Source organism: Pseudomonas sp. PvP100 (assembly GCF_017833055.1).
Taxonomy (GTDB): Bacteria; Pseudomonadota; Gammaproteobacteria; order Pseudomonadales; family Pseudomonadaceae; genus Aquipseudomonas; species Aquipseudomonas syringae.
The window spans coordinates 365,616-386,379 of sequence record NZ_JAFIBO010000001.1; the positions used below are offsets into that span (position 1 = coordinate 365,616).

General features: G+C 59.7%; 23 protein-coding genes. 22 read left to right on the plus strand and 1 reads right to left on the minus strand.

Translation table 11 applies throughout. From position 1 onward, the window contains the following. Positions 1–5: 5 nt before the first annotated feature. The gene (sppA, locus tag JOE39_RS01770) at positions 6–1,004 is read left to right on the plus strand and encodes a signal peptide peptidase SppA (protein ID WP_003421328.1); all 999 of its coding nucleotides are present in this window, start codon (positions 6–8) and stop codon (positions 1,002–1,004) included. A gap of 57 nt (positions 1,005–1,061) precedes the next feature. Here the strand turns inward: sppA and JOE39_RS01775 are convergent, their stop codons facing one another. Next, entirely contained in the window at positions 1,062–1,640 is a 579-nt protein-coding gene (locus JOE39_RS01775; RefSeq protein ID WP_003390872.1) for a Maf family nucleotide pyrophosphatase, read from the minus strand. Between the two features lie 106 nt (positions 1,641–1,746). Between JOE39_RS01775 and JOE39_RS01780 the strand changes: the two genes are divergently transcribed. The 21 genes from JOE39_RS01780 (at position 1,747) to JOE39_RS01880 (ending at position 20,644) form a co-directional block, all read left to right on the plus strand. Next, a complete protein-coding gene (locus JOE39_RS01780; protein WP_003390869.1) occupies positions 1,747–2,274 on the plus strand; it encodes a YceD family protein in 528 nt (175 codons plus the stop codon). A gap of 13 nt (positions 2,275–2,287) precedes the next feature. Then, complete coding sequence (gene rpmF, locus JOE39_RS01785) at positions 2,288–2,470, plus strand: 50S ribosomal protein L32 (RefSeq protein WP_002552688.1); 183 nt, start codon at positions 2,288–2,290, stop codon at positions 2,468–2,470. Between the two features lie 4 nt (positions 2,471–2,474). Continuing rightward, positions 2,475–3,497, plus strand: a complete 1,023-nt coding sequence (gene plsX / locus JOE39_RS01790; RefSeq protein WP_017279271.1) for a phosphate acyltransferase PlsX — start codon at positions 2,475–2,477, stop codon at positions 3,495–3,497. Positions 3,498–3,613: 116 nt separating this feature from the next. Beyond that, positions 3,614–4,552, plus strand: a complete 939-nt coding sequence (fabD, locus tag JOE39_RS01795) for an ACP S-malonyltransferase (RefSeq protein WP_004418598.1) — start codon at positions 3,614–3,616, stop codon at positions 4,550–4,552. A gap of 15 nt (positions 4,553–4,567) precedes the next feature. Further along, on the plus strand, positions 4,568–5,311 hold the full coding sequence (gene fabG, locus JOE39_RS01800; protein ID WP_003318510.1) for a 3-oxoacyl-ACP reductase FabG: 744 nt from the start codon (positions 4,568–4,570) through the stop codon (positions 5,309–5,311). Positions 5,312–5,502: 191 nt separating this feature from the next. Continuing rightward, entirely contained in the window at positions 5,503–5,739 is a 237-nt protein-coding gene (gene acpP / locus JOE39_RS01805; RefSeq protein ID WP_003227051.1) for an acyl carrier protein, read from the plus strand. Between the two features lie 114 nt (positions 5,740–5,853). Next, positions 5,854–7,098: a beta-ketoacyl-ACP synthase II gene (gene fabF / locus JOE39_RS01810; protein WP_210077996.1), complete on the plus strand. Its 1,245-nt coding sequence runs from the start codon at positions 5,854–5,856 to the stop codon at positions 7,096–7,098. Continuing rightward, positions 7,098–7,913, plus strand: coding sequence for an aminodeoxychorismate lyase (gene pabC, locus JOE39_RS01815; protein WP_024664689.1), 816 nt, complete (start codon positions 7,098–7,100; stop codon positions 7,911–7,913). The genes fabF and pabC overlap by 1 nt, the downstream gene beginning before the upstream one ends. A gap of 2 nt (positions 7,914–7,915) precedes the next feature. Then, positions 7,916–9,040 carry an endolytic transglycosylase MltG gene (gene mltG, locus JOE39_RS01820; RefSeq protein WP_010405692.1) on the plus strand — a complete coding sequence of 375 codons (1,125 nt, stop codon included), beginning with the start codon at positions 7,916–7,918 and terminating at the stop codon, positions 9,038–9,040. Between the two features lie 19 nt (positions 9,041–9,059). Further along, complete coding sequence (gene tmk / locus JOE39_RS01825) at positions 9,060–9,692, plus strand: dTMP kinase (protein WP_010405696.1); 633 nt, start codon at positions 9,060–9,062, stop codon at positions 9,690–9,692. After that, positions 9,685–10,671, plus strand: a complete 987-nt coding sequence (locus tag JOE39_RS01830; RefSeq protein WP_003347832.1) for a DNA polymerase III subunit delta' — start codon at positions 9,685–9,687, stop codon at positions 10,669–10,671. Before tmk ends, JOE39_RS01830 begins: the two co-directional genes overlap by 8 nt. A 34-nt stretch (positions 10,672–10,705) precedes the next feature. Then, entirely contained in the window at positions 10,706–11,062 is a 357-nt protein-coding gene (locus JOE39_RS01835; RefSeq protein WP_003318502.1) for a PilZ domain-containing protein, read from the plus strand. 14 nt (positions 11,063–11,076) lie between these two features. Next, entirely contained in the window at positions 11,077–11,862 is a 786-nt protein-coding gene (locus JOE39_RS01840) for a TatD family hydrolase (protein WP_003318499.1), read from the plus strand. A gap of 303 nt (positions 11,863–12,165) precedes the next feature. Beyond that, complete coding sequence (locus JOE39_RS01845) at positions 12,166–12,819, plus strand: LysE family transporter (protein WP_024662238.1); 654 nt, start codon at positions 12,166–12,168, stop codon at positions 12,817–12,819. Between the two features lie 146 nt (positions 12,820–12,965). After that, positions 12,966–13,628, plus strand: coding sequence for a TetR/AcrR family transcriptional regulator (locus JOE39_RS01850; RefSeq protein WP_003347824.1), 663 nt, complete (start codon positions 12,966–12,968; stop codon positions 13,626–13,628). Between the two features lie 123 nt (positions 13,629–13,751). Continuing rightward, entirely contained in the window at positions 13,752–14,354 is a 603-nt protein-coding gene (locus JOE39_RS01855) for a DUF4823 domain-containing protein (protein WP_003318496.1), read from the plus strand. Positions 14,355–14,375: 21 nt separating this feature from the next. Continuing rightward, positions 14,376–14,936 (plus strand): DUF1285 domain-containing protein, encoded by a 561-nt coding sequence (locus tag JOE39_RS01860; RefSeq protein WP_003390850.1) that lies wholly within the window; start codon positions 14,376–14,378, stop codon positions 14,934–14,936. Positions 14,937–15,021: 85 nt separating this feature from the next. Continuing rightward, on the plus strand, positions 15,022–16,035 hold the full coding sequence (locus tag JOE39_RS01865) for an aspartate-semialdehyde dehydrogenase (RefSeq protein WP_003421348.1): 1,014 nt from the start codon (positions 15,022–15,024) through the stop codon (positions 16,033–16,035). Between the two features lie 109 nt (positions 16,036–16,144). After that, positions 16,145–18,979, plus strand: a complete 2,835-nt coding sequence (locus JOE39_RS01870) for a FimV/HubP family polar landmark protein (RefSeq protein WP_210077994.1) — start codon at positions 16,145–16,147, stop codon at positions 18,977–18,979. 158 nt (positions 18,980–19,137) lie between these two features. Next, positions 19,138–19,962, plus strand: coding sequence for a tRNA pseudouridine(38-40) synthase TruA (gene truA, locus JOE39_RS01875; protein WP_003390841.1), 825 nt, complete (start codon positions 19,138–19,140; stop codon positions 19,960–19,962). Positions 19,963–20,023: 61 nt separating this feature from the next. Beyond that, positions 20,024–20,644 carry a phosphoribosylanthranilate isomerase gene (locus JOE39_RS01880; RefSeq protein WP_003318492.1) on the plus strand — a complete coding sequence of 207 codons (621 nt, stop codon included), beginning with the start codon at positions 20,024–20,026 and terminating at the stop codon, positions 20,642–20,644. Positions 20,645–20,764: the final 120 nt, after the last annotated feature.

Consider the following 20,764-nt stretch of genomic DNA (forward strand, 5'->3'; position numbering starts at 1 on the left):
GGAACATGTCTGACGAATGGAAGGCACCCGTTTCGCAAAGCGCGGACGAGGGCATCAATGGCAGGGAAGAGGCAAAAAGCTGGAAGCTTCTTGAAAAGACGCTGCTGGCCAGTGTTCAGGAGCAGCGCCGGGCGCGTCGCTGGGGAATCTTTTTCAAGCTGCTGACGTTCGCGTTCCTGTTTGTTGCAGTGATCGTACCGATGCTGGATTTCGAGGGCGGCACTTCGCGCCGTTCCAGCCACACTGCGCTGATCGATGTGCAGGGCGTGATTGCCGACAAGGAAGCGGCCAGTGCCGAGAACATTGTCACTGCGCTGCAGAAGGCCTTCGAGGATGAAAAGACCAAGGGTGTGATTCTGCGTATCAACAGCCCGGGCGGCAGTCCGGTGCAGTCGGGCTATGTCTACGACGAAATTCGACGTTTGCGCGCGACGAAGCCGGACATCAAGGTGTATGCGGTCATTACCGATCTCGGTGCTTCGGGTGCTTATTACATCGCCAGCGCCGCTGACCAGATCTATGCCGACAAAGCCAGTCTGGTGGGGTCGATCGGTGTCACGGCGGCAGGTTTCGGTTTTGTCGGTGCCATGGACAAGCTCGGTGTTGATCGTCGTACCTATACCTCCGGCGAGCACAAGGCCTTCCTTGACCCGTTCCAGCCGCAGAAGGCTGATGAAACGCAGTTCTGGCAGGGCGTGCTGGACACGACTCATCGTCAGTTCATCGCCAGTGTCAAACAGGGTCGTGGCGACCGGCTGAAGGACAAGGAGCACCCAGAGCTGTTCTCCGGGCTGATCTGGACCGGCGAGCAGGCTGTTGCGCTGGGTCTGGTGGATGGGCTGGGCAGTGCAAGTTATGTTGCGCGTGACGTGATCAAGGAAAAGGACATCGTCGAGTACACCGTCGAAGAGTCGCCTTTCGATCGCTTTTCGAAAAAGCTGGGCACCAGTATCGCCGAGCGAATTGCCATGCTGGTCGGTTTCAACGGCCCAAGCCTGCGTTGATGGCTTGATGTAGGCATAAAGAACCCGGCCAATGGCCGGGTTCTTTGTATGTAAGGGTCAGGGTACGCTGACGCCTTCCTTTATAAGCATGTCCACCAGGCGTATCAGCGGCAGGCCGATCAGGCTGGTCGCGTCACTGCCTTCGGTGCTGCGAAACAGGCTGACGCCAAGGCCTTCTGCCTTGAAGCTGCCAGCGCAGTCATAGGGCTGTTCGGCATGCAGATAGCGTTCGATGCTGGCCCGGTCGAGTTCGCGCATGTGCACTGAAAAAGGCACGCAGTCGACCTGGCACTCGCCGGTCGAGCTATTGAGCAGGGCCAGGCCGGTCAGGAAGGTCACGCTTTTGCCGCTCGCTGCCGTCAGCTGTTCCAGTGCGCGCTCGAAGCTGTGTGGCTTGCCCAGGACCTGTTCGTCAAGGACGGCGACCTGGTCGGAGCCGATGATCAGGTGCTGTGGATGCTCGGCGGCGAGCGCTTGGGCTTTCTCTCGGGCAAGGCGCTGTACGAGGTCGAATGCGGCCTCGTTCGGTCGCCGGCTTTCATCGATATCCGGAGACCTGCAGGTGAATGGCAGGCGCAGGCGGGCGAGCAGTTCGCGGCGGTATGAGGAGCTGGAAGCGAGGAGCAGGGATGGCATGCGGTTCTCCGTAGGCTGAGCGTTGATTCTAAAGAGTGGCCGGAGTGACGAACAGGCCTGAATTTCCTTTGACATGCCCGGGGGGCATCCCTAGAATGCTGCGCCTATGTTGAATGACCCGATTCCATCTCACGTTGACCCGCGCAAATTGTCCGATCGCGGCACTACCCTTCAGGGTGAAGTGCTGCTGGGCGATCTGAAGAGACTCTGCGACCCGCTTGCCGACACTGTCGGTACGGTGCAGGCGAAATTCGTTTTTGAGCGTGACGAACGTCGTTCTGTGGTTATCCACAGTTCGATAGACGTCCCGGTCAAGATGGTTTGCCAGCGTTGTCTTGAGCTGGTGACCCTGCCGATCCACAGCGAATGCAGTTACGTTGTGGTGAAGGAGGGTGCGAATACCCAGTCGTTACCGAAAGGTTATGACGTGCTGGAACTGGGCGAAGATCCTTTGGATCTGCTGGCATTGATCGAGGAGGAGCTATTGCTCGCCTTGCCCATTGTGCCTGCTCATCATCCTGAAGAATGCCAGCAACCGGCGGGTCTCGATGAGCCCGAACCGAGCGTGGACGAGGTAACGCGGTCCAACCCGTTCAGTGTATTGGCGCAGTTAAAGCGTGACCCAAACGTTTAGGAGTTAATCAATTATGGCTGTTCAGCAGAACAAAAAATCCCGCTCTGCCCGTGACATGCGTCGTTCGCACGACGCTCTTGAGGCAAGCACTCTGTCGGTAGAAAAGACCACTGGTGAAATTCACCTGCGTCACCACGTATCGCCAGAAGGCGTATACCGTGGTCGTAAAGTGATCGACAAGGGCGCTGACGAGTAATTTCTTGTCCGCTCCGATCATCGCGATCGACGCAATGGGCGGGGACTTCGGTCCCCGCAACATTGTTCAGGCAAGCCTCGCGTGCCTGACAGCTACTCCCTCGCTTCACCTGGCCCTTGTCGGTCAAGCCTCCCTTATTGAAGAACTCGTCTCTGCTCATGAAGCTGTGGACCGTTCGCGCCTGCGTGTCATTCATGCCAGTGAAGCGATTGCGATGGACGAGCGTCCGTCTCAGGCGTTGCGTGGCAAGCCTGACTCCTCCATGCGCGTAGCTCTCGAGCTGGTGGCCAGCGGTCAGGCCCAGGCATGTGTCAGTGCCGGCAATACCGGTGCGCTGATGGCGCTTTCCCGGTTTGTGCTCAAGACCTTGCCAGGGATTGATCGCCCGGCAATGATCGCAGCCATTCCCACTCGCTCAGGTCATTGCCAGTTGCTGGACCTGGGGGCGAACGTCGATTGCAGCGCCGAGGCGCTCTATCAGTTTGCAGTGATGGGCTCGGTGCTTGCCGAGATCCTCGGTGTCGCAACGCCCAGAGTGGCCTTGCTCAATGTGGGCACTGAGGACATCAAGGGCAATCAGCAGGTCAAGCGTGCTGCCGGTCTTTTGCAGTCTGCCTCGGGGCTTAACTACATTGGCTATGTCGAAGGTGACGGGTTGTACAGGGGGGAAGCTGACGTAGTGGTGTGTGATGGTTTCGTCGGCAACGTATTGCTCAAGTCGAGTGAGGGGCTGGCGACGATGATTGCGGCCAGAATCGAGACGCTGTTCCAGCGCAATCTGCTCAGCAGGGCGGTCGGCGCGCTGGCGTTGCCCTTGCTGAAGCGCTTGCAGACCGACCTGGCGCCCGCCCGTCATAATGGCGCGAGCCTGCTCGGGTTGCAGGGGGTCGTGGTGAAAAGCCACGGTTCTGCCAGTGTTTCAGGTTTTCAGAGTGCGATTCAGCGAGCGCTCGTCGAGTCCCGTGAAAACCTGCCACAGCGCTTGAAGGGGCGGCTTGAAACGATGTTTCAGGACGACCGAAGCTGAAAATGTGACGCATCAGACTGGTCAGTCATCCAACCGATCAGTCATATACATTAGAATTCCCGCGTTCGGCCTGTCCGGACGCCCATTTTGGCGACAATAATTCAGAGGCTTGTCAAATGTCTGCATCCCTCGCATTCGTCTTTCCGGGTCAAGGATCGCAATCGCTCGGTATGCTCGCCGAACAAGGCGCGCAACATCCGCTGATCCTCGACACTTTCGAGCAGGCTTCCGAAGCCCTCGGCTATGACCTGTGGGCATTGACTCAGAACGGTCCTGCCGAGTTGCTCAATCAGACCGACAAGACCCAGCCGGCCATTTTGACCGCTTCGGTTGCCTTGTGGCATGTGTGGCTGGCCGAGGGCGGTGCGGTTCCTGCGTTCGTCGCTGGTCACAGTCTGGGTGAATACAGTGCACTGGTAGCCGCGCAAAGCCTGAGCCTGGCCGACGCCGTGAAGCTTGTCGAGCGTCGCGGCCAGTTGATGCAGGAAGCGGTACCAGCGGGTCAGGGTGGCATGGCCGCCATTCTGGGGCTCGATGATGCCGACGTTATCGCAGCCTGCGCCGAAGCGGCACAGGGTGAGGTCGTCAGTGCTGTGAATTTCAACTCGCCGGGCCAGGTGGTGATCGCCGGTTCCGCCGAGGCTGTCAAGCGTGCCATGGAGCTGTGCAAGGCCCGTGGCGCCAAGCGCGCTTTGCCATTGCCGGTCAGCGTGCCATCGCACTGCGAACTGATGCGCCCGGCCGCCGAGCGTTTCGCCGAGGCCGTTGAAGCCATCGAATGGCAAGCGCCGGAAATTGCGCTGGTACAGAACGTCAGCGCCAGTGCCGTCAGTGATCTGGCGACGCTCAAGCGTGATTTGCTGGAGCAGTTGTACAAGCCGGTACGCTGGGTCGAATCCATTCAATGCCTGGCCAGTCGAGGTGCGACCCAGCTTGTGGAGTGCGGTCCGGGCAAAGTGCTGGCCGGTCTGAACAAGCGTTGCGCCGACGGCGTGATGACCTACAACCTTGATACCCCGGACGCCTTTGCCGCCGCGCGCGCGGCACTGGCCTGATTAGGAGAAGCCTGCATGAGCCTTCAAGGTAAAGTGGCACTGGTAACCGGTGCAAGTCGCGGCATTGGTCAAGCCATTGCTCTGGAATTAGGACGCAACGGTGCTGTTGTCGTGGGTACCGCGACGTCAGAGTCCGGTGCCGAGCGCATCAGCGCGACGTTCAAGGAAAACGGCATCGAAGGCTTTGGCCTGATGCTGGATGTCTGCGATGCCGAGTCTGTGAATTCGGTTCTGTCCACCATTCAGGAGCGCGTCGGCGCACCGTTGATTCTGGTCAATAACGCCGGTATCACCCGTGATAACCTGATGATGCGCATGAAAGATGACGAATGGTATGACGTCGTCAACACCAATCTGAACAGCCTTTTCCGTCTTTCCAAGGGCGTTCTGCGTGGCATGACCAAAGCGCGTTGGGGGCGTATTATCAGCATTGGTTCGGTTGTGGGTGCCATGGGCAACGCCGGTCAAGTAAACTATGCTTCCGCGAAGGCCGGTCTGGAAGGCTTCAGTCGGGCTCTGGCCCGTGAAGTGGGCTCGCGGGCGGTCACCGTGAATTCGGTGGCACCGGGTTTTATCGATACCGACATGACGCGTGAGCTGCCTGAGGCTCAGCGTGAGTCACTGATTACCCAGATACCCCTGGGCCGTTTGGGACAAGCCGAAGAGATTGCGCACGTAGTCGCTTTTCTTGCGTCCGAAGGCGCAGGCTACGTTACCGGGGCCACAATCCCTGTTAACGGCGGCATGTACATGAGCTAATGTGACGACCTGTTTCAAAAAAATGTCATACGAGCTGTCTAAAATCCGTTATAAAGCTGCAATCTATGAATGGGCAAAGGTACGGTTGGGCATAAGGGGAGAGCGTTAAGCTTGAAATTCGCAAAACCTCTTCTATACACTTACCCACTGGCCAGATGCCTGAACATTTCCACTAGGAGTTAAAACTAGGTATGAGCACCATCGAAGAGCGCGTCAAGAAAATCGTTGCAGAGCAACTTGGCGTCAAACAAGAAGAGGTTGTCAACACTGCTTCTTTCGTTGAGGACCTGGGCGCTGACTCCCTGGACACCGTCGAGCTGGTAATGGCTCTGGAAGAGGAATTCGAGACCGAAATCCCGGACGAAGAAGCGGAAAAGATCACTACCGTTCAAGCAGCAATCGACTACGTCACTAGCCATCAGGCTTAAGATTTGTAATCGCTGACTGCTGTCACGGGAAAACCGCACTGCTTTAACCGGCGTGCGGTTTTTTCTTTAAAAAACGCTGTGATTGTTCCGTAAACAAGAGAGAAGGAGAGTCCTGTGTCGCGTAGACGCGTCGTGGTCACCGGGATGGGCATGCTTTCGCCACTGGGCAATGACGTGCCCAGCAGTTGGCAAGGCATTCTGGCGGGCCGCAGTGGCATTGGCCTTATCGAGCACACGGACTTGTCAGCCTTCACCACCCGCTTCGGCGGCTCGGTCAAGGGTTTCAACGTCGAAGAATACCTCGCGCCCAAAGAAGCGCGTCGCCTCGATCTCTTTATTCAGTATGGCCTCGCGGCCAGCTTTCAGGCCGTGCGTAATGCAGGCCTTGAAGTCACTGATGCAAACCGTGAGCGCATCGGCGTTGCCATGGGTTCGGGCATCGGTGGTCTGACCAATATCGAAAACAGCAGTCGCCTGCTGCACGAGCAGGGTCCGGGGCGGATATCACCGTTCTTCGTTCCTGGCTCGATCATCAATATGATTTCCGGTTTCCTGTCGATCCATCTGGGTGCACAGGGACCCAATTACTCCATCGCGACGGCTTGCACGACTGCAACCCACTGCATCGGCATGGCGGCTCGCAACATCGCCTATGACGAAGCGGACGTGATGATCGCCGGCGGCGCTGAAATGGCCGCCTGTGGGCTCGGTCTGGGTGGCTTCGGTGCAGCGCGTGCACTGTCGACCCGCAACGATTACCCGACCCGCGCCAGTCGCCCCTGGGACAAGGGCCGTGATGGCTTCGTCCTGTCCGACGGTGCCGGTGCCATGGTGCTCGAAGAGCTCGAGCACGCAAAGGCGCGTGGTGCGACCATTTATGCAGAGCTGGTCGGGTTCGGTATGAGCGGCGATGCTTATCACATGACTTCGCCTCCTGATGACGGCGCCGGTGCTGCACGCTGCATCGTCAATGCGTTGCGTGATGCCAAGGTCAATCCCGATCAGGTGCAGTACATCAACGCACACGGTACGTCGACGCCTGCAGGCGATCTGGCCGAAGCTTCTGCGATCAAGTCGGTATTCGGTGATCACGCCTACAAGCTGGCAGTCAGTTCGACCAAGTCGATGACCGGCCACCTGCTGGGCGCCGCTGGTGCTGTCGAAGCGATCTTCAGCGTCCTGGCAATGGTTGATCAGGTGGCTCCACCGACCATCAACCTGGATGAGCCAAGCGAAGGCTGCGATCTGGACTTCGTGCCTCACGAAGCGCGGCGCATGCCGATCGACGTTGTTCTGTCGAACTCCTTCGGCTTCGGTGGCACCAACGGCTCGCTGGTATTCCGTCGGTTCGCCGAGTAATGCCCGACTGGGTCGATGGCTGCCCCGCAGACGCCTTGTCCCTCAAGGATCGAGGGCTGGCTTACGGCGATGGACTGTTTGAAACAATCGTCGTCAAGGCCGGGCAGCCTTTGCTCCTGGAGCGCCATCTGCAGCGTCTCGAAAGCGGCTGCGCACGCTTGTCGATCGCAACCGATCACGCGCTGATCCGTGCAGAAATGACCCGCTTCGCTGCAGAGCTTGGTGATGGGGTCATGAAACTCATCCTTACCCGTGGCGACAGCCAGCGCGGCTACGCCCCGGCCCCCAATGCCCAATCGCGTCGAATCCTGCAGGGCGGCCATGCGCCAGCCTATCCCGGTGCGCATGCCGAGCAGGGCGTGCGCCTGTTTGCCTGCCAGACGCGACTGGCGGAACAGCCGCTTCTGGCCGGACTCAAACATCTCAATCGTCTGGAGCAGGTACTGGCCCGCTCCGAGTGGAGTGACAGCGAGCACGCCGAGGGTTTGATGCGTGATATGTCCGGGCGACTGATAGAGGGTGTCTACAGCAACCTGTTTCTGGTCAGTCAGGGCCGTTTGCTGACTGCTGATCTCAGCCGCTGCGGGGTCGCAGGTGTGATGCGTGCCGAGCTGCTGGACCAAGCACCAAAGCTGGGGTTGGCTGTCGATATCCGTGACCTGCACATGTCTGACCTGGAATCGGCAGACGAAGTGTTTCTATGCAATAGCGTGTACGGCGTCTGGCCGGTTCGCAGCTTTGCAGCGTTGAACTGGCCGGTCGGGCCGCTGACCCGTAAACTGCAAGGTATTGCCCGCAGCCTTCTGGATATCTGATTTTGATCCGAAAAATATTGGTGTTGCTGGAAACAGCGGTTGTCCTGGCAGGTTTGCTGCTCGGCTTTGCGTTCTGGCAGCAGTATCAGGCACTGAACCAACCGCTTGAGGTGGCTCAGGAGCAACTGCTGGACGTTCCGGCCGGTTCGACGCCGACCGGCGTACTCAATCGATTGCAGGCCGATGGCGTGATCAAGGACGCTTTCTGGCTGCGTCTTTACTGGCGTTTCAACCTGTCCGGACAGGCGCTGCACAGCGGTGAATACCGCATGATGCCGGGCATGAACGTCAAGGGCCTGTTCGACGTCTGGAAGCGCAAGGAAGTCGTGCAATACAGCCTGACGCTGGTCGAAGGCTGGAATTTCCGCCAGGTGCGTGCCGCGCTTGCCAAACAGCCCAAGCTCGATCAAACGCTGGCAGGTCTGTCCGACAGCGAGCTGATGGCGAAAATTGGCCACCCCGACGTGTTTCCTGAAGGCCGTTTCTTTCCGGACACTTACCGCTACGTGCGCGGCATGACCGACGTCGAATTGCTCAAGCAGGCCTACAGCCGCCTGGAAGAAGTACTCGACGAGGAATGGAATGCGCGTTCGTCAGAGGCTCCCTACTCAAATCCTTACCAGGCGCTGATCATGGCGTCTTTGGTCGAGAAGGAGACCGGTGTACCTCAGGAGCGCGGCCAGATAGCCGGCGTGTTCGTGCGTCGCCTGAAGCTGGGCATGCAGTTGCAGACCGATCCGACCGTGATCTACGGCATGGGCGAGCGCTACAACGGCAAGCTGACCCGCGCCAACCTCAAGGAAGCGACGCCCTATAACACCTACGTGATCGCCGGCCTGCCGCCGACGCCTATTTCGCTGGTGGGGCGCGAAGCGATTCACGCTGCGCTCAATCCAGTAGACGGCAGCAGCCTGTATTTCGTGGCCAAGGGTGACGGCAGCCATGTGTTCTCGGACGATCTGGATGCCCATAACGCGGCCGTGCGTGACTATCAGCTCAAGCGCCGCGCGGATTATCGCTCCAGCCCGGCACCTGCCACACCGGCACCGGCAACTGACTCGCCCTCTTCGGAAGCCGTGCCTGCGGATGTTCCAGATGCCCCGCAGTCCGAGCCGAGTGCGCAATGATGACGATTAAGGATGACCTGTGACTGGCTTGTTTATCACTCTTGAAGGCCCGGAAGGTGCAGGCAAAAGCACCAACCGCGACTACCTGGCGGCACAGTTGCGTGCGCAGGGGGTTCAGGTACTGCTGACCCGCGAGCCAGGTGGCACTCCGCTGGCCGAGCGTATTCGCGAGTTGTTGCTGGCGCCCAGCGACGAGGCCATGAGCGCCGACACCGAATTGCTGCTGGTGTTTGCCGCGCGTGCCCAGCATTTGGCCGAAGTCATTCGTCCCGCGCTGGCGCGTGGCGAGGTGGTGCTCTGTGATCGGTTTACCGATGCCACCTACGCCTATCAGGGCGGCGGTCGCGGCCTGTCCCATGAGCGTATCGCAGCGCTGGAGCAGTTCGTTCAAGGCGACCTGCGCCCTGACCTGACGCTGGTGTTCGACCTGCCGGTAGAGATCGGCCTGTCACGCGCCGCTGCACGCGGTCGGCTGGATCGGTTCGAGCAGGAAGGGCGGGCTTTCTTCGACGCCGTGCGTAGCACCTATCTGGAGCGCGCCAAGGCTGAACCTGCGCGCTATCGCCTGGTAGACGCCGGACAGACCCTGGCCGATGTGCAGGATTCCCTCGACACCTTGCTGCCTCAGTTGCTGGAGCTGCAACGTGGCTGAAGCCTATCCCTGGCAGGCTTCGCTCTGGCAGCAGATGGCCGGTCGCGCCCAGCACGCTCACGCTTATCTGCTGCACGGGCCTGCGGGTATCGGTAAGCGCGCCCTGGCTGAACGGCTGATGGCCAGCTTGTTGTGCAAGACGCCTGACGGGCTTGATGCCTGCGGGCACTGCAAGTCCTGTCTGCTGTTGGCGGCTGGCAGCCATCCCGACAATTACGTGCTCGAGCCGGAAGAGGCGGACAAGCCGATCAAGGTCGATCAGGTGCGTGATCTGGTCAGTTTCGTGGTGCAGACCGCCCAGATGGGCGGGCGCAAGGTGGTGCTCGTCGAGCCGGTGGAAGCGATGAATACCAACGCGGCCAATGCCTTGCTGAAAAGTCTGGAAGAGCCTTCAGGCAATACCGTTCTGTTGTTGGTCAGCCATCAACCGAGCCGCTTGCTGCCAACGGTCAAGAGCCGCTGTGTGCAGCAGGCCTGCCCGTTGCCCGGCGAGCAGATGAGTCTCGACTGGCTGAGCGGCGCATTGCCCGATTGCACGCAGGACGAGCGCTTCGAGTTGCTGACGCTGGCCGCCGGGTCACCGCTGGCTGCGGTGGCGCTGCACGCGCAGGGTGTTCGCGAACAGCGCGCGCTGGTGGTCGACGGCGTCAAGAAGCTGCTCAAGCAACAACAGTCGGCTACCCAGCTGGCCGAGGGCTGGAAGGATATTCCGCTGTTATTGCTGTTCGACTGGTTCTGTGACTGGTCGCACTTGATCCTGCGCTATCAGATGACGCAGGACGAGGAGGGCCTTGGCCTGGGTGACATGCGCAAGGTGATTCAATACCTGGCGCAGAAGTCTTCTCGCGCCAAAGTGCTGGATATTCAGGACTGGATTCTGGCGCAGCGCCAGAAAGTCATGTCCAAGGCCAACCTCAATCGGGTTTTGCTGCTTGAAGCGTTGTTGGTGCAGTGGGCAGGTCTGCCGGGACAGGCGTAGACTCTGCGTTATCCGGAACCGTTGAGGTGTTGTCATGAATCTGCCGCCGAGCACAGGTCCACGTAATGGCATTCTGTCCCTGACCATCAAGGACAAGTCCGTTCTTTACGCTGCTTATATGCCGTTCATCAGAAACGGCGGGCTGTTCATTCCGACCAGCAAAAGCTACAAGCTGGGCGATGAAGTGTTCATGCTTCTTAATCTGATGGACGAACCGGAGAAGGTTCCGGTGGCCGGTCGTGTTGCCTGGATCACGCCGAAAGGCGCGCAGGGCAATCGCACTGCCGGCGTTGGCGTGCAGTTCAATGACGGCGACAACACCGCCCGCAATCTGATCGAAACTCACCTGGTCGGCGCTCTCAAGTCCGATCGTCCAACCCATACGATGTAGTTGTGTTTTAACCCATGCTTGTAGATTCCCATTGTCACCTCGATCGCCTTGACCTTGCCCAGCACGACGGCTCTCTGGATGCCGCACTCGACGCCGCCCGCGGCAGAGGGGTCGGGCATTTTCTCTGCATCGGTGTCAGCGCCGACAATGCGGGTGCGGTCAAGGCACTCGCCGAACGCTACGCGGATGTCGATTGCTCGGTGGGCATTCATCCGCTGGACGTGAAGCCCGGCGAAATGCCGCCTCTGGACTGGTTGCTCAAGGAGCTGGATCACCCGCGGGTGGTAGCGATTGGTGAGACCGGTCTGGACTATCACTACGAACCTGAAGCGGCCGAGCTGCAACAGGCGTCTTTCCGGGTTCACCTCGAGGCGGCCAGAATCACTGAAAAACCAGTGGTCATCCACACTCGGGGCGCACGTGCCGATACCCTCAGCCTGCTGCGTGAAGCGGCCTTGCCCCACGCCGGTGTCCTGCACTGTTTCACCGAAGACTGGGAGATGGCCAAGGCCGCGCTGGACCTGGGTTACTACATTTCGCTGTCCGGTATCGTGACGTTTCGCAACGCCGATGCCCTGCGCGACGTTGCAAGGCAGGTGCCCGCCGATCGTCTGCTGGTCGAGACCGACTCCCCGTACCTCGCGCCCATCCCGTATCGGGGCAAGCCGAATCTGCCCCAGTACGTACGTGAGGTGGCCGAGTTTCTGGCAATGCTGCGAGGCGAGTCCTACGAGCGCTTTGCCGAGCAGACCACGGCCAATTTCGCTCGCCTGTTTCCGCTGGCGCACGTTCAGCGCTGACGGATGCACACGTTCACGGGCAGACAAATCGCAGGCAAAAAAAACCCGGATTCTGGGGGGTGAAGCCGGGTTAAGACCATTAGGAGTAAAACAAAGGCGCGCTAGTCCTTTGGCGCCTCTACTGCCGAGTCATTTGGGGAATGATGACGCGGCAGCAGCTTAAGTATTGTTCAGGACGGCGTAGCGTCCAGTGTCTTTTGATCGTTTTTTAAACAGTTTTGGAATACTAAAGCGCTCCTTGAGTGCTCGATGAACACTTTTATCGGGCTAAATACCTGGGCGCTGCAGTAATGGAGTGGTGGGGTGGAGTTTTCCAACGGTTTTCTGCTGAGTCTGTCCTTGTGCCTGGACATTGGTCTGGCAAACATCGCCATGATCACGCTGTCCATGCAGCGCGGTTTTTCCAGAGGGCTGTGGCTCGGGCTGGGAACCTGCGTCGGTGATCTGGCCTATGCAATCCTGGCGATGCTCGGCATGGCCGTGCTGCTGCAATATGAAGCCGTGCGCTACGTGCTCTGGATTGGCGGCACGGCGGTGCTGGCCTGGTTCTGCTTCAGAATGATCATGAGTGCTACCACCGTCAGCAACGGTCTCGACAGTCAGGCGGTTGAATCGGAAAAATCCAGCCTGGCGCTGTTCCTGCGCGGGATCTTTCTGGCGATGTCCTCACCCAGCGCCATCCTCTGGTTTGCCGCAGTCGGCGGAGCGCTGATTGCCCGGCAAGGCTCTGATCTTGTCAGTGCTTCGACCTTTCTCGCCGGGTTTGTCGCTGCGGGCGTGGTCTGGTCGATCTCGCTGTGCGCGCTGGCTCATCAGGGTGGGCGTTTCATGGGCGAACGAATGTTGCGCTGGTCGTACATTGCCTCGGCGCTGATCTTTGCCTACTTCACGTTGTATGTGGTGATCACGGGTTATCTGGAGTTTGTCGTTGCCTCTCCAGCGTTGCCAGCGCACTAGGTTGCCACCGCACTGGAACGGTATCGGGCGCCCGGGCTGACCGGTGCGAATCGTTCATGCAGGTCGACAAGTATGGATGAACCGTGCAATTTAGCGCCGATTGGGCATAATACCCGGCTTCGATTTCGATCCTGACAGACCTCTCTATGCAGAAAGAACCTCGTAAGGTCCGTGAATTTCGCCGCCGTGAGCAGGAAATTCTCGACACCGCGCTAAAGCTGTTTCTCGAGCAAGGCGAAGACAGCGTCACTGTCGAGATGATCGCGGACGCCGTCGGCATTGGCAAAGGCACCATCTACAAGCACTTCAAGTCCAAGGCGGAAATCTACCTGCGCCTGATGCTCGACTACGAGCGGGATCTGAACGAGCTGCTGCATTCGGCCGATGTCGACAAGGACAAGGAATCGCTCTCGCGCGCCTACTTCGAATTCCGCATGCGTGACCCGCAGCGCTATCGCCTGTTCGACCGCCTGGAAGAGAAGGTGGTCAAGGGCAACCAGGTGCCTGAACTGGTCGAAGAACTGCACAAGATTCGCGCTTCGAACTTCGAACACCTGACGCTGCTGATCAAAGGCCGCATCAGCGAAGGCAAGCTCGAAGATGTCCCGCCTTACTATCATTACTGCGCTGCCTGGGCGCTGGTGCATGGCGCCGTTGCGCTGTATCACTCGCCATTCTGGAGCAACGTGCTGGAAGACCAGGAGGGCTTCTTCCACTTCCTCATGGACATCGGCGTACGCATGGGCAACAAGCGCAAGCGCGACGGCGAAGTCAACGCCGAACCCACGCCAGATCCTGCCGCCGAATAACGCGCAGGCCTGGCCTTGAGCATCAGCTTCAAGGCTTTGGTGCCGGCTGCGCCAGAGATGGCGCGGAAGCTGCATCCGACGACCATTCGCCGGTTTTCCGTCACCGGTATTTGGGAGGGGATAATGCGTAGCCTGGTTATGCTGCTCGCGCTTCTGGCGTTGAGTGGCTGCATGAAAGTCAGTGACATGGGCGAGGGTGTTCGCGAGCAATTCAGCGACGCAGGTCTGCTCGACCATAGCGAAACCCGGCGTACTGCCAACTGGCGCGTGCAGCCTGACTCGTTCATTTACATCGCTCAGGGCGCCTTTGTGCCGCCAGGCAACGCCTATCCGCGGCCCAACGTGGTGGCTGAAGAAGCTTTCAAGGGCTTTATCGAGTACTTCCCGATGGTCCGTCGTGCCCGAGGCCCATTGGGGCTGGATGAAGCCATGGTCGAGGCGCGTGCTGCGGGCGCACATTATTTGCTCTATGCGCGTTTCGCCAAGGCTGACGACCGCATTGGCAATGGCGATCAATGGGCCGATCAGGAAGCGGTGGATCGTCTGGGCGTCGACAGCGGCGTCATTCAGCTGATGCTGATCGAGACCGGCACCCGCTACCTCATCGACAGCGCACGCATTCGCAGCCGTGGCGGATTGCTGACGCTTTACGACAAAAGCCCCGAGGATTTGCTGGGTCCGCCTCTTGAGGACTACGCTCGTACCTTATTGGGTGTCGAACGCTAGAAGCCGTGTCAGGAGAGTTGAGTGACCGATTCAAACAAGGCGGGTGATCTGTTCGCGCAGATCCCCAAAACCAAAGGGCTACCGCCTGTTCATTTGTGGAATCCGGACTTCTGCGGCGATATCGACATGCGTATCGCTCGCGACGGTACCTGGTATTACCTGGGCACGCCGATTGGCCGCAAACCGATGGTCCGGCTGTTCTCTACCATCATGCGCCGCGATGGCGATGACTATTTCCTGGTCACGCCCGTCGAGAAGGTCGGCATCACAGTTGATGACGCGCCTTTTGTCGCTGTCAGCCTCGAGGTGCTTGGGGAGGGCGAGGGCCAGGTATTGCGCTTTCTGACCAATGTCGAGGATCAAAGCGAAGCGGGACCGGAACACCTTTTGCGGGTTGTAACCGACCCTGACACCCAGGAACCGGCGCCGTACATTCACGTGCGAACCAATCTTGAGGCGCTGATTCACCGCAATGTTTTCTATCAGTTGGTCGAGCTGGCCGTCTCCCGCGACATAGACGGACAGCGCTGGCTGGGCGTCTGGAGCCATGGCGTGTTCTTCCCGATAGGGCTCGAGCCTTGAAATGCACACCTGATTGCCGGCTTGAATTGCCTGTCGGCAGTGCGGCGGTTAAAGTGCCGCTCCCTGATTTTCCTGAGGTTTTTGCATGAGCCAGTCCTTTGATATCGCCGTAGTCGGCGCAACCGGTACTGTCGGCGAAACCGTTGTGCAGGTTCTGGAGGAGCGCAATTTTCCGGTGGGCAATCTGTACCTGCTGGCCAGCATCGAGTCCGCAGGCCACTCGGTGCCGTTTCGAGGCAAGAATGTGCGCGTACGCGAAGTCGACGAATTCGATTTCAGCACGGTGCGCATGGCGTTTTTCGCTGCGGGGCCTGCGGTCAGTCGCAGTCACGCCGAAAAAGCGGTAGCAGCGGGGTGCACGGTCATCGACTTGTCGGGCGCATTTACGTCAGCCCAGGCGCCGAATGTGGTGCCGGAAATAAATGCTACGCTTTTGCACAGCCGTGGTATCGCGCCTTGTCTGGTTGCCAGCCCCAGCGCTTCTGCCACTGCGGTTGCCCTGGCTCTGGCGCCGTTGCGCGGCCTGATCGATATTCAGTCGGTGATGGTAACGGCGTGTCTGGCGGTATCGGCACTGGGGCGTGAAGGCGTCAGCGAGCTGGCACGGCAGACCACCGAACTGTTGAATGTCCGCCCGCTGGAAGCACGTTTTTTTGATCGCCAGATGGCGTTCAACCTGCTGGCGCAAGTGGGTACACCAGACGCGTCGGGGCACCTGCCGCTGGAAAGGCGTCTGGTCGAAGAATTGCGCGAACTGCTTGCGCTGCCATCGCTCAAAGTGTCTGCGACTTGCATTCAGGTACCGGTGTTCTTTGGTGACAGCTTCACTGTCGCGCTGCGCACGGCCGGGGCGGTCGACGTGGCGGCGGTCAATGCTGCACTCGAGTCTGCAGAGGGGATCGAGCTGGTCGATGCGGGTGATTACCCTACACCGGTGGGCGATGCGGTGGGTCAGGACGTGGTTTATGTGGGACGCGTCAGGGCGGGAACCGACGATTCCGAGCAGCTCAATCTGTGGCTGACCTCGGATAATGTGCGCAAAGGCGCGGCGCTCAACGCTGTGCAGGTTGGCGAATTGTTGATAAAAGACTATGTGTAAAAGATACTTGGCAACAATTTGAATAATTGTTTTAGCGGCGATACGCCTTACACCCAAATGCAGGACTACCTCCCCGGATCTCGGGGAATCTTTAAACAAGGGATGGGCTATGGTTCAGGTTCGTAAACTGGTATTAGCAATCGCTGCGGCATCAGCGCTGTCATCGGGTATGGCGCAGGCGCTGGGGCTCGGGGAATTGTCGGTCAAGTCGACCCTGAATCAGCCATTGGTAGCGGAAATCGAGTTGACCGAGGCTCAGGGACTCAACGCAACGCAAGTTGTGCCCAGCCTGGCCACCACGGCCGACTTCGCGCAGGCGGGCGTGACCCGTCAGGCATTTCTCAACGATCTCACCTTTACCCCGGTTATCAATGCCAGCGGTAAAAGTGTCTTGCGCATTACATCTAGCAAGCCGGTGCGCGAGCCTTATGTGAAGTTCCTGGTTCAGGTGCTCTGGCCCAATGGCCGGTTGCTGCGTGAATACAGCCTTCTGCTCGATCCGCCGAAATTCTCTCCCGAGGCAGCCGCTGCGGCTGCTGCCCCGGCCCCCGCTGCAGCGCCCGCGGCGCCTGCGCAACTGGCAACGGTAGCCCCGTCGGCTGAAGCGCCAGCAGCCGAGGCACCAGCACCGGCACCGTCTGCCAACCCAGCCGCAGTGCCGCCGCCAGCCGCGGACAAGCAGTCGCAGTACGTCACCGCCAATAACGACACCCTGTGGGAAATCGCTGCGAAGGTGCGCACTGGCGGGACTGTCCAGCAAACCATGCTGGCGATTCAGGCGTTGAATCCGGATGCGTTCATTGGTGGCAACATCAACCGCCTGAAGAAAGGGCAGGTGCTGCGCCTTCCAACGCCGCAACAGACCACCGCGCTGCCGCAATCACAGGCAGTGGCAGAAGTTTCCCGGCAATACAGCGCCTGGCGTGAAGGTCGCCGTCTGCCGGCCGGTACACGTCAGGTCGATGCTACCCGTCGTGACCGTGCGGGCGCGGCGCCCTCCAAAGTCGATACCTCCGATAACCTCAGTCTGGTGTCGGCAAGTGGCAAGCCTGCGGCTAAAGGTGCGGCGGGCGACAGCGATGTCGGCAACAAGCTGGCCGTGGCTCAGGAAGCCCTGGACACTACGCGTCGCGACAATGCCGAGCTGAAAAGCCGCATGAACGACCTGCAAAGCCAGCTCGACAAGTTGCAGCGTCTGGTCGAGCTGAAAAACGGTCAACTGGCCAAGATGCAGGCCGCTGGCGCAGCTGTGCCTCCTCCTGCCGCCACCCCGGAAGCGGCGACGCCTGCCAACGCGGCGGTGCCTGCCTCGCTGGTCGACGCCAACGGTGCCCCGGTCAAACCGGCCGGCGAGATCGCGCCTGAAGATGCGCTGCCTGCCGGAGCTGCCGAAGTTGCAACGCCGGCGCCAGAGCAGCCGCTGGCGGTAGAGCCGGTTGCTGCAGCGGACGAAGACGAGGACGCGCTGCAGAAAATCATCAACAACCCTGTGTTGCTTGGTCTGATCGGCGGTGCGGTATTGCTGATTCTGGCCTTGCTGCTGTTGTTCCTGGCGCGTCGTCGCGCGGCGAAGGCCGAGGCCGAGAAGCACAAGCGCATGGCGCGTGCGCTGGCCGAGGAGTCGGATTTCGTCTCGGACATGGACATGAATGCACCGCCTGCCAGCTTCGACGGGCTTGATGTGCCGCCGCCCAACGTGCGCATGGGAGGCGCAGCAGCAGCTGCTGCCGGTCGTGAACGTCCTGCCGATCCGCTGGTTCAGGCCGAGATCCATATCGCTTACGGCCGTATGAATCAGGCGATTGAATTGCTGGAAGAAGCCGTCAACGAAGACCCTAAACGCGACGATATCCGTCTGAAACTGATGGAAATCTACGCCGAGCAGGGTAATAACAAAGCCTATGCCGCCCACGAACGTAAACTGGTGGCAGCGGGAAAGCTTGAAGCTGAGGTCGAGCAGCGGGAAGAACTTAACTCGACCCTGAAGCCGGTGGCACCTGTTGCTGCGCCGCTGGCTTCTGAACCCTCCACTGCATCGGCTGCCCCAGTGGTAGCTGCAGCCGCCGCAGCGGCCACGACAGCTGCGCTGGTTGCAGAGCTTGATGCCAAATATCTCGAAGAACTGCTGGCCGATGATGCGGCAGAGCAGGAGGCCGAGCCAGAGCCTGAGCCCGAAATTGTTGCTACACCTGAACCTGAGCCGGAAGTAGTCGCGCCGCTGGTCGCAGAGCCTGTTGAAGAGGCAGACCCGTTCGATAACGATTTCGACTTGAGCCTGGACGAGTTCGAAGAACCGTCTGTGCCCGAAGTCTCTACTGTTAACGATCTCGATGACCTGATGCTCGACGAGCCCAAGGTATCGGCGGTAGCGGATGACGAAGAGCTGAGCTTCGAGTCGGTCATGCAGCAGCAGGAAGAGGCCCGTGCAGCGACAACGCCGCAGGACCTCGCCGACTTCGATCTGGACTTGTCCGAGGAAGACCCGGCCCTCAAGAGCGAAGATGACTTCCTGCTTGGGCTTGGCGAGGATCCGCTGGATTTGGGTGAAACCTCGGCTGTGCCGCCGGTCAGTGATGATCTGGAGCTTCCAGAGGATTTCGACCTGTCGCTGGCGGACGAGATTGAAACTGATCAGGCAAGTCAGGCGTTCGCGACTGAAATCGATGACGTCAATGCCGAGCTTGAGCGTCTTTCGCAAAATCTCGAGCATCCGCCGCTCGATGAGCCGAGATTCACCGCGGAGGACGCGGCAGCGCTGGATGACGAGCCGGACTTCGACTTCATGTCCGGTACTGACGAGGCGGCGACCAAGCTTGATCTGGCGCGTGCCTACATCGACATGGGCGATGCGGACGGCGCTCGGGATATTCTTGATGAGGTCGTCACCGAGGGCGATGACGGTCAGAAAAGCGAAGCGCGGGAAATGCTTTCGCGGCTGGCCTGATCAACCCCGGCAACCTGCACACGGCCGCTTATGCGGCCGTTTGCATTTCAGATGTCCGGCTTGAGTAGCGTGTTTTTTTTGCGGCCGTATAATGGCCGACTTTTCGCGAACCGACAGGCTGTACCACTTTGGCGAATATAGATAACCCGGCCGCCGAGATGGCGGCCGAGGGCTTTTCCCGAATCGCGCTGGGCGTTGAATACAAGGGCTCGCGCTATTGCGGCTGGCAACGTCAGGCGTCCGGCGTGCTGACCGTGCAGGAGACCCTTGAAGACGCGTTGTCAAAAGTGGCCGCGTCACCGGTTTCACTGATGTGTGCCGGTCGCACGGACGCCGGCGTGCATGCCTGCGGTCAGGTGGTGCATTTCGACACCCAGGCCGAACGCACCCTGAAGGCCTGGGTCATGGGCGCCAATATCAATCTGCCCCACGATGTCAGCGTCACTTGGGCCAGGGTCATGCCAGCCACCTTTCATGCACGCTTTAAGGCCATTGCCCGGCGTTATCGTTACGTGATCTACAACGATCAGATCCGCCCGGCGCACCTGAACCAGGAAATTACCTGGAACCACCGCCCGCTGGATGTCGAGCGCATGGCGCAGGCTGCCGAATATCTGGTGGGTACTCACGATTTCAGCGCGTTTCGCGCCGGTCAGTGTCAGGCCAAGTCGCCGGTCAAGCAGTTGCACCATCTGCGCGTGACCCGTCACGGCAAGATGATCGTGATCGATGTACGCGCCAATGCCTTTCTTCATCATATGGTGCGCAATATCGCCGGTGTGCTGATGACCATCGGTACCGGCGAGCGTCCTGTGGAGTGGGCGCGCGAGGTGCTGGAAAGCCGGATTCGGCGCACCGGCGGTGTCACGGCCCATCCTTATGGGCTTTACCTGGTCGGCGTCGAGTACCGTGATGAATTCCCGTTGCCAGAGCGTTATATCGGTCCTCATTTTCTTACGGGCTTTGCGGAATTGGACGGCTGACGATCCTGGCAGCATTTGCTAACATCCGGGACTTTCCGAAAAACCGGAGGTTACTCACGACATGTCAGCCGTTCGCAGCAAGATCTGCGGGATTACCCGCATAGAAGATGCACTGGCTGCCGCCGAGGCGGGTGCCGACGCTATTGGCCTGGTGTTCTACCCGAAAAGCCCGCGCGCGGTGACGGTATTGCAGGCGCGTGCCATTATTGCCGCGCTGCCGCCGTTCATCACCACGGTGGGCCTGTTCGTCAACGCCAGTCGCTGCGAGCTCAACGAGACGCTGGATGCGGTCGCGCTGGACATGCTGCAGTTTCATGGCGATGAAACACCCGAGGAATGCGACGGGTATCATCGTCCTTACATCAAGGCGCTGAGGGTCAAGGCCGGTGATGACATTGCCGGGGTCTGCCGGACCTATCGCAATGCACGCGGCGTGCTGCTCGATACCTACGTCGAAGGTGTGCCGGGCGGTACCGGAGAAACCTTCGATTGGGCATTGATTCCGGACGACCTGGACAAGCCGGTCATTCTGGCGGGCGGGCTGACGTCGGCCAACGTGGCGCAGGCCATCGCTCAGGTCCGGCCCTATGCCGTGGATGTCAGCGGCGGCGTTGAAAAGAGCAAGGGTATCAAGGATCGGGAGAAGATCCGGGCGTTCATGAGTGCGGTGCACGGCACCTGATGTGACGGCTATTGATCGGCCGCCGTCCATAAGCCTGTCCGCGCCAAGAGGCACGCGGGTCGAATCGAGTAAGCGGTGGGGCCACTGTGCAACGCCGTCGTTGTGAAAAATCGGGGTGAG